Source organism: Martinezella sp. CNPSo 3964 (assembly GCF_057784375.1).
In genome coordinates this window covers 97,671-112,053 of record NZ_JBXSOW010000017.1, presented here as the reverse complement: position 1 = coordinate 112,053, position 14,383 = coordinate 97,671, and the positions used below count along the sequence as shown (strand labels likewise).

Here is a 14,383-nt window from a genome sequence, read left to right as displayed (position 1 = left end):
TCCAATTTTTTCACGAATCCTGTTCAGGATAGGTGGAAGATGGTTTGGCAGACCTGCAATTGACTGAATATTCATGCACCTGATGGTGTGGGAGGAATTGACGGGAAATGGTACTGCATGTGGGATCCCTCGGCGGCGGCATCGGTCACCGCAATGGCAGCCAGACAATACTTCTGGTCGAGGATTCACGCATGTTTTCCGCGGTGTTGTCGCATCGGTTCGAAACCGAACTCGGCTTGGCCGTAACGCATTGCTCTTCCCTGAAAATGCTGAACGAGGTACTGGCGGCGCCGGATAGCAGCTTCACGATGGCGGTGATCGACCTTAATCTTCCGGACGCGGCCCACGGAGAAGCCCTGGATGTTGCCGTCGCCCATGACGTTCCTACCATCGTCTTTACGGCGTCTTTCGACATGGCGACGCGCAATCGCATTATGGAGCGCAATGTCGTCGACTATGTGCTCAAGGATGGAGAGTTCGCTCTCGACAATCTCGTCTCTTCCGTAAGGCGCGCCATTGCCAACCGGTCGATGCGTGTTCTGGTTGTAGATGATGTGCCTTCGGCCCGGAAAATGCTGACGGATTTGCTGCACGCACAGCAATTCAAGGTCGCCGAAGCCGGCACGGGTGTCGAAGCCCTGGCGATGCTCGAGACATTCGACGACATCGAAATCGTCGTCACCGACTACAATATGCCCGACATGAACGGCCATGAACTGACCCGCCGCATCCGCCATCGCTATGGCTCGGACCGAATGCGGATCATCGGCATTTCGTCTTCGAACGATCGTTTGCTGTCTGCGACATTCCTGAAGGCGGGCGCGAGCGATTTCATCTATCGCCCCTTCGTTCAGGAGGAGCTGCAATGCCGCATCGCATTGAATGTCGAGACGCTGTCGCAGCTGAAGCAATTGCGAGCGGCAGCGGCAAGCGACTATCTGACCGGGCTCTACAACAGGCGCTATTTTTATGATCACGGCCCGCGCCTGGTCAACGAGTGCCTGCGTCGCCAACGTCCAAGTTCGGTCGCCATTCTCGACATCGATCACTTCAAGCATCTGAACGATACTTATGGTCACGAAATCGGCGATCAGGTGCTGAAGGCCGTTGCGGGCCGGCTTCATGGACTGTTGGAGGGCACCGATAATCTGCTCTCTCGCCTTGGGGGTGAAGAGTTCGCCATTCTTTTTGCTGAAATGAATTCGCGCGCGGCGACCACGCTATGCGACGAGGTCCGCCTTAGCCTCGCCAGCCTGAAGGTTCATGCCGACGACGAAGAGCTTTCGGTGACGGTTTCCATCGGCGTGGCGGAGATTGCTGGTTACGAGTCCTTCGACAACTATCTCAATGCCGCGGACCAGTTTCTCTACATGGCGAAGCACAATGGCCGAAATCAAGTCTATTCCGATTTCAAGATGGCCCAAGAGGCGGCCCAGTAGGCCGCCTGCAATGATCCGATTGCTTTGATTTCCAGCATTCTCAGACGACGATACCCGTGCGGTTGGTCGACATGGTCAGCTTGCGTTCCGCGCGCTCTTGCTGCGGGGAACGATTATAGAGTTCGCGATAACACTTAGAGAAGTGCGAGGCGGAAACGAAACCGCAGGCGACGGCCACTTCGACAACAGGCATGGAAGATTGCACCAGCAGATGCCGGGCGCGATCCAGGCGGATTTCGAGGTAATAGCGGGCCGGCGAGCGACCCATTTCCTGTCGGAACAAGCGCTCGATCTGCCGGCGCGACAGGCCGGCATCGTCGGCAATTTCCAGAAGCGACAGCGGCTCGGCAAGGTTGCTTTCCATCAGCTCGATGATCGATAGAACCTTGGAGTTCTGCACGCCGAGGCGCGCGCGCAACGGCAGACGCTGGCGGTCATGCGGGCTGCGGACACGGTCGGTCAGTTGCTGCTCGCAGACGCGGTTGACGAGGTTCTCGCCGAAATCCTGTCCGATCAGGTTCAGCATCATGTCGAGAGAGGCGGTGCCGCCTGCGCAGGTGTAGAGATTGCTGTCGACCTCATAGAGGTCGGCATAGACCTCTGCTTGCGGGAAGGTTTCCGAAAAGCCCGGCAGGTTTTCCCAGTGGATCGCACAGCGCTTGCCGTTCAGCAGACCTGCCTGGGCAAGCACATGGGCGCCCGTACAGAGGCTGCCGACGGCCACGCCGCGATTGTAGGTTTCGCGCAGCCAGGCATTGACAGACTTGTTGTGGAATTCTTCGACATAGATGCCGGAACAGACCAGCACCATGTTCGGGCGGTTCTCGCCGCCGAGATAGCGGCGCTCGTCGGTGAGGGAGGAATTGACCTCCAGTCCGATGCCGCTCGAGGAATAGACTTTCTGACCGTCCGTCGAGGCGAGCCGCCAGGTGTAGGCAGGGTAGCCGAGCATGCGGTTGGCAATCCGCAGCGTCTCGATCGCGGCGGAAAACGGCAGCATGGTGAAATGCGGAACGAGGAAGAAAACCAGGGAACGCGTCTTGATCGGAGTCTTGCTCATGTTGTGAAAATCCATGCTCCAGGGCCGTTACGTATTCCTTGCGTCAAATACGTCGGCCCGATGGTCTATAAGCGACATTGGCATGGATAATCGCGGCCGCAAAGGGATATTTGCGTCTGCTATGAAAAATACGGCTCTAGAGGAGGGAAACGAAGGGGAGGCGAGCAAGATGCTCAAGCGGCGAAATATATTTGCAGGTAATTCTCAGGATTAAAGTGCGCTTCGCATCTGGATGCGGAAATGTTCAAAAGGCGACGCTCGCTTGGGTTGAGCGTCACCTTCAGCCATTATGCTCTTCAATTATCATCGGGTGGCTTTCGGATTCTTGATTTCGTTCGCGGCCGGCCAGCCCAAGTCCTTGCGCATGTCGTCGGACAGGGATTCGAGCTCGCGAAGGGAGCGCCACTGCTGCCAGCGATTAGCGAGACGAGAAAAGAAGGGCATATAGCTGCTGCCGGACGGAAACGGGTTCCGCGTGCCGGTCTGTCTATAACTGATCGTCGTCATTTCCAGGTTCCTTTCAGTGTCAACCGTTCAAAATGTCACGCCTACCGAGTGTAAATATGGATCTGGCTGGCTCATCAATCAAACGAATAGATCTTATAGCTGCCATTAGTATTTTTGAACGAATGCAGCTTGCCGGGCTTTCGCTCAAGCGCTGCCAAGGTGCGATCCGGCGGGAGGCCGCGCGCATTGACGTCATCGATCAGATGAGCGGGAAAGCGCGTGGCAATCTCGTCGAGCGTGTGCTGCGCCATCCGCTGAATTTTGCGAAGGCGGAGAAGAGAGAAAAGGCGAGAGGCTTCGTCCAATGCCGTGCCAGCCATGACTTTTGCTCCTTTGAGGCTGTCTGTGTGAATTTCCATTACGTCTAATATGGTGCTTCGTTGACATTCAGACAAATGAAATGATATGGTGTTTAGGATCAGAAAAATTGAAAGGTATTCGATATGACCGCACCGTTCCGCCGGCCCATACCGTTGCTTGACAATGAAGTTCTGCGCACCTTCGTCGCGATTGCCGAAACGGGGAATTTTTCGACTGCGGCCGATGCGGTCTTTCGCACGCCGTCAGCCGTTTCGATGCAGATCAAGAAGCTGGAAGAGCAGCTCGGCGTCACGCTATTCCTGCGCGACGCGCGCTCGGTGAGCCTGACGCAGCATGGCGAGATGCTGCTTTCCTATGCCCGCAACATCCTGGCGCTTTCCAACGAGGCGGTTTCGCGCTTCATCATGCCCGAGCTTAGCGGCGTCGTGCGTCTCGGCGCTCCCGACGACATCGGCGAACGGTTGTTGCCGACCATCCTGAAGAGCTTTTCCGAGAGCTATCCGGGGATCATGGTTGATGTCGTCGTCGATATGAGCATCCAACTCAAGAAGCGCATTGAGGAGCAGCGGCTCGACCTTGCACTGATCAACTGTGCGACGCGGCCCTTCCCGACGGAAGGCGAGGTGATCTATACGGAACGTCTCGTCTGGGCCGGCGCCAAGTGCGGCACCGCCTATCGTCGCGATCCGCTGCCGATCTCGATCTGGGAAGAGGGCTGCATCTGGCGATCGGAAGCCATGGCGCAGCTGGAGCGGCAGAAGCGCGCCTATCGCGTTTCCTATCTCAGTGCCCATACGATGGCGCAGCGCGCGGCGATCGTTTCCGATCTTGCAATTGCTCCGTTCCCGCGCTCCTACATCACCGATGATATGGAAATCCTCGGGCCAAATGAAGGCTTGCCGGAGCTGACGTCGTTCGACATTCGCCTGCTGACAGCTTCGCAGATGACCGGGCCGATGAAGGCGGTGGCCGACAGCATCCGCCAGGCTTTCGTCGAGATCGGGCGCAAAATGGCCGCGTGAACGCGGCCAATCCCTCTTATTCGCGGCTGCGGCGACGCCTGCGGCCGCCGCCTTCTCCGCCATCGTCGGAGATCTGCTTGCGCTCTGGCAATGTCACCACCTTGGAGAGTTCCGGGAAGGCGTCGACCTTGTTCGGCAGGGCCATGGCGTAGACGAAATGCTCTTGAAACTTTGATTCAAGCGCCGTCTCTATCTTCTCGATTTTCCTGACGGTTTCTTCGATCTCGCGGCGATGGCCGCGGTTCAGCAGCGCCATGCGTGCGCCAGTGCCGGCGGCATTGCCGACAGCCTTGACCTTGTCGAGCTCGCAGTCCGGTATCAAGCCCAGCACCATCGCATATTTCGGGTCGATGAAGGTACCGAAGGCGCCGGCAAGGCCGATGCGGTCGACATGATCGATGCCCTGCTTGTCCATCAGCAGCTTGACGCCGGCATAGAGCGCGGCCTTGGCAAGCTGGATGGCGCGGATATCGTTCTGGGTGACCGTGATGCGCGGTTCGCCATCGCGCAGCAGATAGGAGAAGGTACGGCCATTCTGCAGGATGCGCGGCGAGCGTGCCGCCATCGAGCCGTCGACGACGCCGTCTTCCGAGATGATGCCGGTCAGGAACATTTCGGCGACGACCTCGATGATGGCCGAGCCGCAGATGCCCGTTACGCCGACCTTGGCGGCTTCCTCGTCAAAGCCCGGCTCATCCGACCATGGCTCGATGCCGATCACGCGATAGCGCGGCTCGAGGGTTACGGGATCGATACGCACGCGCTCGATGGCGCCGGGTGCCGCGCGCTGGCCACTCGAAATCTCGGCGCCCTCGAAGGCGGGGCCGGTCGGCGAGGAAGCGGCGACGACGCGATGGCGGTTGCCGAGCACGATCTCGGCATTCGTGCCGATGTCGACCAGCAGCATCATCTCATCCTGGCGATGCGGACCTTCGGCAAGTGTCGCGGCGGCCGCGTCAGCGCCGACATGGCCAGCGATGCAGGGCAGCATATAGATGCGGGTGCCGGCGTTCATCGGCAGGCCGATCTCGGCCGATTTCAAATGCACGGCACCGGATACGGCGAGCGCAAAGGGCGCGCCGCCAAGCTCGGTCGGGTCGATGCCGAGAAAGAGGTGGTGCATGATCGGATTGCCGACGAAGACGGCGTTCAGAATATCCTGGCGCGACACGCCGCCATCGGCACAGACCTTGTCGATCAAGCCGTTCAGGGCTTCGCGGACCGCGTTCGTCATCGCCTCGCGACCGTCCGGATTCATCATCACGTAGGAGACACGGCTCATCAGATCCTCGCCGAAGCGGATCTGCGGATTGGAGGCGCCGGCCGAAGCGACGGTTCTGCCCGAGAGCAGCGACGACAGATGCATGGCGATCGTCGTCGAACCGATATCGCAGGCGATGCCATAGGCCTCGTTCTTCAGGCCCGGATAGAGCGCGATGAGGCGAGGGCGCTCGCTGTCCTGGTCGCGATGAATGGCGGCCGTCACCTTCCATTCGCCCTTGCGCAGGATCGACTGTACCTGCGGAATGAGGTGAAAATCCACTTCGAGATTATCGTATTTCCAGTCCGCTGCGATTGCCGCTTTCAGCCGATCGAGATCGCCAAGCGGCTTGTGCATGTCGGGTTCCTCGACCTCGACGTAACACATGTGCACGGCCGGATCGCGGGCGATGACGCGCTCGTCGGCGGCCTTTCGCACCACCTGCGCATTGATGACGGTATCCTGCGGCACGTCGATGACGAGATCGCCCTGGATGAGGGCGGAGCATGAGAGGCGGCGGCCGTCGGGCAGGTCGCGCACCTCGGCATAGCGCTTTTCCTTCGGCCCGATCGGCGAAAGATGGTCGTTGGAGGAGACGATCTTGTGCTTGGCGAAATTGCCTTCCTGCACGGAGATCTGGCAGCGTCCACAGGTGGCGCGACCGCCACAGACACTTTCGACATAGACGCCAAGCTGGCGGGCTGCCTCCAGCACGGGCGTTCCCACGGGGAAATGGCCGCGCTTGCCGGATGGCATGAAAAGGACGAGGGGTTTCGCGCTGTCGCTGGCTTCGGCCATGGATCAGCCTTTCTATTTGCTAAGGCGGCGCGCATTCGAGCGAACACGCCTGCTATAAGGTTTTATCGCGGCCTCGGCGACCGCGTCGGCAACGCGGCGCGCCGATTGGCGCGAATGGCTTGTCGCCGTCAGGAGCGCGAGGCCTTGCTGCATCAATTCGGCGTTGACGGCAGCGGCGCTTTCGGCCGCAGCCATCATCTTTTCTGAGACCATCCGGTTCATTTCGGTCGCGTTCACGCTGCCGGTCAGCGCGTCCATCCACATCTGCTGCAGCCTTATCGCGATCACGACAGGTGCCTGCAGCCAGAGCGTGGCAAGATCATTGGAAAGGCCGCGACCGGACGACATCTTATTCCCTCACAGCTCCTGCGCCAGCGCGCGCAGCACGGCCACCACGACGTCCGCCACCGGCGGCGGGTGCTGCCGTTGTTGCGGCCGCGACGCCGCCTTCTGCCGGCTTGTAGTCGCGATAGGTCATGATCCAGTTGGTGCAATTGGCGTCCGTGCCGTTCAGCACGTTGGCGGCGCGCACGGCTTCCATCTCCTGCGGGCGGCAAGGGTTCATGATCGCCGAGGTCATGCCGGCGCCGATCACCATGGGAATGAAGCCGGCATTGATGCCGTGGCGATGCGGCAGGCCGAAGGAGATGTTGGAAAGGCCGCAGGTCGTGTTGACCTTGAGCTCGTTGCGCAGGCGGTGCAGCAGCGCAAAGACCTGACGGCCGGCATCGCCGAGCGCCCCGATCGGCATGACGAGCGGGTCGACGACGATATCATGCGGCTTGATGCCATGATCCATGGCGCGCTCGACAATCTTCTTGGCAACTGCGAAGCGCACATCCGGGTCCATGGAAATACCCGTTTCGTCGTTCGAGATGGCGACGACGGGCACGTCGTATTTCTTGACCAGCGGCAGGATGGCTTCGAGCTTTTCCTCTTCGCCCGTGACCGAATTGACCAGTGGCCGGCCCTTGGCAACCTTGAGCGCCGCTTCGATCGCGGCTGTGACCGAGCTGTCGATCGAGAGCGGTACGTCGACCAAGCCCTGCACGATCTCGAGCGTCTGCACGAGAAGGCCCGGTTCTGTCTCGTTCGGGTTGACCGAAGTCACGCCCGCATTGACGTCGAGCATGGTCGCACCGGCGGCCACCTGCTCCAAGGCGTCCTTGATGACGGTGTCGAAATTGCCTTCGATCATCTCGGCGGCGAGCTTCTTGCGCCCCGTCGGGTTGATGCGCTCGCCGATCACGCAGAAAGGCTGGTCGAAGCCTATGATGATCTCGCGGGTGGCGGAGGCAACGATGGTACGCGTCATGTCTGATCCTCTGGTCAGTTGGCCCGATAGCTGGTCTATCGTGCGGTGATTTGGGTTACAAGCCGGCCGGTTCCTCTCCTGGCCCGCTGCTGTCGTCTCGAATTCAATGTGCCTGCTGCGGCGTATGGTGGGCAGCGATCTCCGCCATCGCCTGTTGGTTTTCTTCCCTGCCTTCGCTGATCTGATGCAGTCGTTCGGCGACGAGCGCGTCCGTGCGGCTAGCCTCGCGCTTCCAAGGCTGACGGCCCTTCAGCACGCCGGAATCATGCACCATTTCAGCGACATATTCTTCCTGGCGGTAGGCCATGACGTGGATGCCGGAAACGCCCTCGATCTCCTTCACCTCGTTGATGATGTCAATGCAGAGCTGCTTGCCTTCCTTCTTTTGATCCTGCGCACCTTCGATGCGCTTGATGACCGCATCGGGGATATGGACGCCCGGCACGTTGGAGCGCATCCAGCGGGCGGTCTTTGCCGAGGCGAGCGGGCCGACGCCGACGAGAATGAAGCATTTTTCGTTGAGGCCGAGGTCGCGCACCTTCTTCATGTATTCGCGGAACATCGGCACGTCGTAGCAATACTGGCTCTGGACGAACTGCGCTCCGGCCTCGATCTTCTTCGCCAGCCGGTAGGGCCGGAAGTCGTAAGGCGGCGCGAAGGGATTGATGGCGGCGCCGAGAAAGACTTTCGGCGGCGACGTCAGCTTGCGGCCGGAAAGGAATTTGGCGTTGTCGCGCATGATGCGCACGGTTTCGAGCAGCGACATGCAATCAAGATCGAAGACCGGCTTGGCCCCTGGCTGGTCGCCGGCCTGAACGCCATCGCCGGTCAGGCACATGATGTTGCACACGCCCATGGCGGCAGCGCCCAGCACGTCGCCCTGGATGGCGATGCGGTTCTTGTCGCGGCAGGCGATCTGCATGATGGGCGCATAGCCCATGCGGGTTAGCAGGGCGCAAATCCCGACCGAGGACATATGGCAATTGGCGCCGGAGGCATCGACGGCGTTGATGCCATCGACCCAGCCTTCGAAAATGGCGGCGCGCTCGTAGACGTCTTCGGCATTGGCGCTGTCGGGCGGGTTCAGCTCGGCTGTCACGGCGAATTCGCCGCGGCGAAGCACGCGCTCCAGCCGCCCGAGCGAATAATGGCCGGGCAGGGGATCGAGCGGCAGATGGACGCCAAGCGGATTTTCATCGATATGCGACATCGCTCAGGCTTCCTTTTTCGCCGCTTCGCGGGCTGCCGCCGCTTCCGCCGTGACGCGGAGCCAGGAGGAGGTTTCGCGCAGCGACTGGTTGACGGGCTTCTGCACCTTCAGGATCGCATCACCCTGAGTCATGTTCTGCGAGCCATTCCAGGCTTGTACCCAAACGCAGGGCATGTCGGGCTCCACCTCGCAATTGCCGTTGGCACGAACGCCGCCGCAGGGTCCGTTGCGCAGCTGCTTGGGACAGTTCATCGGGCAGGACATGCCCGTCGACGACAGCGCGCACTGGCCGCACATGCGGCAATCGAAGAGGAAGCCCTTCACATTGCGCTCGATGAAGGTGATCGGTCGCTCGACGCGATCATAGCCGAACGCCTTCCACAGCGGATGAAGCAGGAGGAAAGCGTCGGCGAAGCGACGATAGAACCATTCGAAGAAGCGCGAGTGACGCACCGCCCAGAGGCGGACCGTGTATTTGCGCCGGGCGCGGCGGTTGGGCGAGACGCCTGCCGGCGTGTAGGCGCCGCTGGCAGCCTTTGCGCCCGCTGCGGCATTGCCGGGCTTCTGGACGGCATCAGCCATTGTCGCGGCCTCCGGCCTTCACCAGCGCCACCAGCCGCTCGCGGTCATAAGCGGCCTCGAGCTCGCCGGCTGCCTTGTCTGCTTCAGCTTCGAGATCGTCCGATACCGGCATCGGGTCGGCCTTCCGCCATTCGGCGAGATAATCGTCGGTTTCGGCAGCGCCCGTGCGCATGGCGCACATGTCGATTGCTTCGGTAAAGCGCAGCGAAAGCTCGCGTTTTGCCGTCTGCCTGCCCTTCTTGATAATCACCTGGGCGGGGATGTCCCGCCAGTAGACGACAATGCGATCCGCCATGCACAAAATCTCCTCTTCACGCAAGAATGCACGTCGGCCGATCATCAGACTGCGCTCGCCACGACGCGCCACATGCCGAAAAGCGACGCGACATGAAAACCTCGTCCGCAAGTACAGCCAACGCGCTTTATCCTTTGAAACGGCCAGGTTCGAACTGTGATTGAATGTCGATGACTCGTCCAGCATGTCGGTCTCGGCAAAGAAGCGCGAGGCCAGAAAGCGACGCGGATGTCGCAGCTAGACGGTCAGCAATTCGCGCGCCAAATCGCCGTAGCCAGTGAAGCGATATTCGTAGTCCAGTCCTAGATAGGCGGCAGCTTCCTTTGCTTTTGCCTGCAGCGCCGGATCTTCTTCCTGCGAGAGGTAGACCACCTTGCGGTAGTTGCCGAAATACATGTCGCGCAGCTCCGGATGGCGATCGAGGCCGAGCGGGACGACAACGAAGGCTTCGAACTGGCGGGCCAGGAAATCGGTGAGGAAGAACGAGGTGATATCGTCGTCGCGCTCGGCGAAAGCCTCATTTCCGGTGAAGAAGGAATAACAGTGCGGGCCGGAAAGGCGCTCTATCCCCTCTCGCTCGCAGATCCTGTCGATATCGCCGCCGGTGCCGCAATCGGCATAGCCGATGAAGATCTTCTCGAAGCCGCGCGCGCGTGCATCGGCAATTGCTTGTTCCAGAGCCGGTGCGATCTTTTGCGGATAGGAATGATAGATTGCGGGAAGACAGTGAAGATCGATGTGGTCGAGCCCGTTTATTCTGGTGACCACCAATATTTCGCGCGCGATTGCCCCGCACGCGATTACATGAACCTTTTGCTTTGTTATGCGTTTATTGTGCGGAGGGGTTGTCTCCGCATTTTGCCGATCAACATCCATTCCAAAAGAGGCTCCTGATCATGACCGCATCGACATCTAGCAAAATCGCCGCTGCCTTCGCCGTACTTATGGTACTCGCTTCATGCTCCAACACAATTCGCGGCATGGGCAGAGATACGGCCAACGCCGTCAACGCAACGGAAGATGCCGGTCACAAGGTCAAGCGGGCTGTTCAGAACTAAAGCGCGTCGCGATCTTTCAGATTCGCGTCTCGCGCTTTAGGTCTTTGATTTTGCGCATGTCGTTGTCGCAAAACCGCTGCACACTTTCGCGCGACATGCTCTAATGTGAGATGTGGATCGGCCGGCGACAACCCTTTGTTCGTCGCCGGCTTCGAAAAACAAGGCGATCAGGCGCCGGCAGCCAGGCTGTTGTGCTTGCGCTTCATGAATTCCTTGGCGGTCTCGACCGCCACGGCAGCGTCACGGCAATAGGCGTCCGCACCGACGGCCTTGCCGAATTCCTCGTTGAGCGGCGCACCGCCAACCAGTACGACGTAATCGTCGCGCAGGCCCTTTTCCTTCAGCGTATCGATGACGACCTTCATATAGGGCATCGTCGTGGTCAGCAGAGCCGACATGCCGAGAATGTCGGGCTGCTCGCGTTCGATGGCGTCGAGGTAGTTTTCGACCGGATTGTTGATGCCGAGGTCGATGACGTCGAAGCCGGCGCCTTCCATCATCATGCCGACGAGGTTCTTGCCGATGTCGTGAATGTCGCCCTTGACTGTGCCGATCACCATCTTGCCGAGCTTCGGTGCACCGGTCAGCGCCAGAAGCGGCCGCAGGATCGCCATGCCGGCCTTCATCGCATTGGCGGAAAGCAGAACTTCCGGAACGAAAAGAATGCCGTCGCGGAAGTCGATGCCGACGATGCGCATGCCTTCGACCAGCGCCTGGGTGAGGACATCGTAAGGCGTCCAGCCGCGATCTAGAAGGATCTGTGTTGCTTCTTCGATTTCTTCCTTCAACCCGTCATACAGGTCGTCATGCATCTGCTGCACGAGCTCTTCATCAGAAAGTTCCGAGAGAATGATTTCGTCGTCAGACATGCGCTCCATCCCGTTTTCGTGCAATGCATCAGAGACTTGTATAAAACACTGCCGCCATTATCGATAGACCGGAAGGCCGCCAAAACTCTTTTTGAATGCGACGTCGCGCGGATCAATCGCGACGGAGGAAGAACAGTTGATATTCGCAGCCCATGTCTGTCCTATGCTAATTGCTGGCGCATTAAGGAACGTCCGCTTGGCGGAATCGGATAGCATAGGGTCATGATAGACGCATCCATGCGCAGGAGTGAGGAAACATCATGGACGATATGATTGAGCAATCGGCTGCAGGCAATGACGGCGGTGGACGGCGTTCGCGCAGCGAGGGTAGGGGTGCTGCAGCACGGCGCGCTTCGCGCAGCGGCGGAGGTCCCGGCCCATCGCTTCCCTATATCACCCGCAAGATCGGCGTCTACGAAGTGCTCGACGAGGAAGGCCTGCAGCTCATCGAGCGCAACGCCGATACGGTTCTGGAAGAAATTGGTATCGAGTTTCGCGACGATGCGGAAGCTCTGGCGCTCTGGAAGGAAGCCGGCGCCGACGTGCGCGGGCAGCGCGTGCATTTTCCGAAGGGGCTTTGCCGCGAACTTCTGAAGACGGCGCCGAAGGAATTTACCTGGCATGCCCGCAACAGCGCCCGCAACGCCCATGTCGGCGGCAAGGCGACGATCTTCGCGCCGGTCTATGGCCCGCCCTTCGTGCGCGATCTCGAGGGCAACCGCCGCTATGCGACGATCGAGGATTTCCGCAATTTCGTGAAGCTGGCCTATATGGCGCCGTCGATGCATTCGTCCGGCGGCACTGTTTGCGAGCCTGTCGATATCCCGGTCAACAAGCGCCATCTCGATATGGTCTACAGCCATATCAAATATTCCGACAAGCCATTCATGGGCTCCGTTACCGCGCCGGAGCGTGCCGAAGACACGATCGCCATGGCGAAGATCGTGTTCGGCGACGATTTCGTCGAGAATAATTGCGTGACGCTGAACCTCATCAACGCTAATTCTCCGATGGTTTTCGACGAGACCATGCTCGGTGCCTTGAAGGTCTATGCCCGGCACAATCAGGCTTCGGTCGTTTCTCCCTTCATCCTGTCCGGCGCGATGAGCCCTGTCACGGTTGCGGGTACGCTGACGCAGATTCTCGCCGAAGTGCTGGCCGGCGCTTCCTTCACGCAGCTGATCCGCAAGGGTTCGCCGGTGCTTTACGGCACTTTTGCTGCCTCGATTTCGATGCAGTCGGGTGCGCCGACCTTCGGTACGCCGGAACCGTCGCTCGTCTCCTATGGGGCAGCTCAGCTCGCCCGCCGTCTCGGCCTGCCGTTCCGTACCGGCGGCTCGCTTTGCGGCTCCAAGATTCCGGATGCGCAAGCGGCGCATGAATCGGCCAATACGTTGAACATGACGCTGCTGGCCGGGACGAATTTCGTGCTGCATGCGGCGGGATGGCTCGAAGGCGGCCTCGTCTCCTCCTACGAGAAGTTCATGATCGACCAGGACCAGCTCGGCATGATGCAGAAGATGGCCGAGGGCATCGATCTCTCAGAGAATGGTCAGGCGCTCGATGCCATCCGCGAAGTCGGTCCGGGAAGCCACTATCTCGGTTGCGGCCACACGCAGGCGAATTTCCAATCCGCCTTCTATCGCTCGCCGCTCGCCGACAACAATTCCTTCGAGCAGTGGGAAATCGAAGGCCAGAAGCGCATCGAGGACCGTGCCAACGCACTTTGCCGCTCCTGGCTCGATCATTACGAAGCGCCGCCGCTCGATCCGGTCATCGACGAGGCACTTCTCGCCTATATCCAGAAGCGTAAGGACTCCATGCCGGACGCCTTCACCTGAAGAGAGCCCGAGGCCGCCAGGGAGCAAGGCGGTGCGACGCGCGTTGCCGACCTGATCCAGAAGGAGGTCTGGCGGCCGCACTATGAATATAAGGGGCCACGGTGAGCCGCGGCCCTGTCATATTCGAACAGCTCCGTGCGACGCTCGGCGTCCACGGAGTTTTCGTTCGCGGCAGCCTGTCGTTCAGCGAAGGCGAGGGGCCGCTCCTCGGCGATGGCATAGCGGCTCGCAGCGTCATCCTGCTCGGCAATATCGGCGGTTCGATCTGGCCGGCGTTCTCGACATGGCTGGATATGTCCGCCAACAGGACACGCAAAGATCCCCTCGACGATTGGTCGAAAGCGATCATCCGGCCAGTCGCAATCGAGTTGGGGGCCACGGCCTATTTTCCGTCGGACCCTCCCTGGCAACCGTTCCAGCGATGGGCAATGCAGGCCGAGGGCCTGAAAGCGTCACCGCTCGGCATCCTGATCCATCCGGATTATGGTTTGTGGCACGGCTATCGTGGCGCATTGGGATTTGCCGATGCTTTGGAAGGAATAGAAGATCCGGCATTTTCTTCGCATCCCTGTGATCGGTGCATGGAAAAGCCTTGTCTTGCCGCCTGTCCCGCCGCCGCTGTAACGGCAGCCGGTTTTGATGTTCGGGGCTGTCGCTCGCATTTGCGCACGCCGGAAGGGCTGGCCGGCTGCATGGCCGGCGGTTGTCTTGCACGCGACGCCTGTCCGATCGGCGCCGATTATCGCTATCTCCCCGAGCAGCTTGCATTCCACATGGCGGCGCTGCGGCTTTAAACCTCGCCTAT

The 14,383-nt window shown here is 60.0% G+C and carries 16 protein-coding genes; 5 read left to right on the top strand and 11 right to left on the bottom strand.

Annotation, left to right across the window (positions count from 1 at the left end; genetic code table 11):
- The first annotated feature begins 107 nt into the window (after positions 1 to 107).
- A complete protein-coding gene (locus AC13Q5_RS32830; protein WP_488504556.1) occupies positions 108 to 1,439 on the top strand; it encodes a diguanylate cyclase in 1,332 nt (443 codons plus the stop codon).
- A 40-nt stretch (positions 1,440 to 1,479) separates the two neighbouring features.
- On the opposite strand, the gene AC13Q5_RS32825 is transcribed toward AC13Q5_RS32830, so the two are convergent.
- The 3 genes from AC13Q5_RS32825 to AC13Q5_RS32815 form a co-directional block, all read right to left on the bottom strand.
- A complete protein-coding gene (locus tag AC13Q5_RS32825; RefSeq protein WP_348627044.1) occupies positions 1,480 to 2,499 on the bottom strand; it encodes a GlxA family transcriptional regulator in 1,020 nt (339 codons plus the stop codon).
- A gap of 303 nt (positions 2,500 to 2,802) precedes the next feature.
- Positions 2,803 to 3,006 (bottom strand): YjiS-like domain-containing protein, encoded by a 204-nt coding sequence (locus AC13Q5_RS32820; RefSeq protein WP_075850811.1) that lies wholly within the window; start codon positions 3,004 to 3,006, stop codon positions 2,803 to 2,805.
- A 74-nt stretch (positions 3,007 to 3,080) separates the two neighbouring features.
- Entirely contained in the window at positions 3,081 to 3,326 is a 246-nt protein-coding gene (locus tag AC13Q5_RS32815) for a hypothetical protein (RefSeq protein WP_075850810.1), read from the bottom strand.
- A gap of 123 nt (positions 3,327 to 3,449) precedes the next feature.
- Here AC13Q5_RS32815 and AC13Q5_RS32810 point away from each other — a divergent pair, with 123 nt between their 5' ends.
- Entirely contained in the window at positions 3,450 to 4,349 is a 900-nt protein-coding gene (locus tag AC13Q5_RS32810; protein ID WP_488504555.1) for a LysR family transcriptional regulator, read from the top strand.
- Positions 4,350 to 4,365: 16 nt separating this feature from the next.
- On the opposite strand, the gene AC13Q5_RS32805 is transcribed toward AC13Q5_RS32810, so the two are convergent.
- The 7 genes from AC13Q5_RS32805 to AC13Q5_RS32775 form a co-directional block, all read right to left on the bottom strand.
- Complete coding sequence (locus AC13Q5_RS32805; RefSeq protein WP_488504554.1) at positions 4,366 to 6,408, bottom strand: ASKHA domain-containing protein; 2,043 nt, start codon at positions 6,406 to 6,408, stop codon at positions 4,366 to 4,368.
- Positions 6,409 to 6,420: 12 nt separating this feature from the next.
- Positions 6,421 to 6,756, bottom strand: a complete 336-nt coding sequence (locus AC13Q5_RS32800; protein WP_488504553.1) for a hypothetical protein — start codon at positions 6,754 to 6,756, stop codon at positions 6,421 to 6,423.
- A 1-nt stretch (position 6,757) separates the two neighbouring features.
- On the bottom strand, positions 6,758 to 7,723 hold the full coding sequence (locus AC13Q5_RS32795; RefSeq protein ID WP_075850806.1) for a methyltetrahydrofolate cobalamin methyltransferase: 966 nt from the start codon (positions 7,721 to 7,723) through the stop codon (positions 6,758 to 6,760).
- A gap of 103 nt (positions 7,724 to 7,826) precedes the next feature.
- On the bottom strand, positions 7,827 to 8,933 hold the full coding sequence (locus AC13Q5_RS32790) for a methylenetetrahydrofolate reductase (protein ID WP_075850805.1): 1,107 nt from the start codon (positions 8,931 to 8,933) through the stop codon (positions 7,827 to 7,829).
- Positions 8,934 to 8,936: 3 nt separating this feature from the next.
- The gene (locus tag AC13Q5_RS32785; protein ID WP_174179716.1) at positions 8,937 to 9,515 is read right to left on the bottom strand and encodes a methylenetetrahydrofolate reductase C-terminal domain-containing protein; all 579 of its coding nucleotides are present in this window, start codon (positions 9,513 to 9,515) and stop codon (positions 8,937 to 8,939) included.
- On the bottom strand, positions 9,508 to 9,810 hold the full coding sequence (locus AC13Q5_RS32780) for a virulence factor (RefSeq protein WP_457881745.1): 303 nt from the start codon (positions 9,808 to 9,810) through the stop codon (positions 9,508 to 9,510). The genes AC13Q5_RS32785 and AC13Q5_RS32780 overlap by 8 nt, the downstream gene beginning before the upstream one ends.
- A gap of 237 nt (positions 9,811 to 10,047) precedes the next feature.
- On the bottom strand, positions 10,048 to 10,686 hold the full coding sequence (locus AC13Q5_RS32775; RefSeq protein ID WP_488504552.1) for a DUF1638 domain-containing protein: 639 nt from the start codon (positions 10,684 to 10,686) through the stop codon (positions 10,048 to 10,050).
- Positions 10,687 to 10,706: 20 nt separating this feature from the next.
- On the opposite strand from AC13Q5_RS32775, the gene AC13Q5_RS32770 reads away from it, so the two are divergent.
- Positions 10,707 to 10,868: an entericidin domain-containing protein gene (locus AC13Q5_RS32770; protein ID WP_075850801.1), complete on the top strand. Its 162-nt coding sequence runs from the start codon at positions 10,707 to 10,709 to the stop codon at positions 10,866 to 10,868.
- Between the two features lie 167 nt (positions 10,869 to 11,035).
- Here the strand turns inward: AC13Q5_RS32770 and AC13Q5_RS32765 are convergent, their stop codons facing one another.
- The gene (locus tag AC13Q5_RS32765) at positions 11,036 to 11,737 is read right to left on the bottom strand and encodes a corrinoid protein (RefSeq protein ID WP_075851835.1); all 702 of its coding nucleotides are present in this window, start codon (positions 11,735 to 11,737) and stop codon (positions 11,036 to 11,038) included.
- Positions 11,738 to 11,997: 260 nt separating this feature from the next.
- Here AC13Q5_RS32765 and AC13Q5_RS32760 point away from each other — a divergent pair, with 260 nt between their 5' ends.
- Both AC13Q5_RS32760 and AC13Q5_RS32755 read left to right on the top strand, forming a co-directional pair.
- Positions 11,998 to 13,578, top strand: a complete 1,581-nt coding sequence (locus AC13Q5_RS32760; protein ID WP_488504550.1) for a trimethylamine methyltransferase family protein — start codon at positions 11,998 to 12,000, stop codon at positions 13,576 to 13,578.
- A gap of 101 nt (positions 13,579 to 13,679) precedes the next feature.
- Positions 13,680 to 14,372 (top strand): ferredoxin, encoded by a 693-nt coding sequence (locus tag AC13Q5_RS32755; protein ID WP_488504549.1) that lies wholly within the window; start codon positions 13,680 to 13,682, stop codon positions 14,370 to 14,372.
- Positions 14,373 to 14,383: the final 11 nt, after the last annotated feature.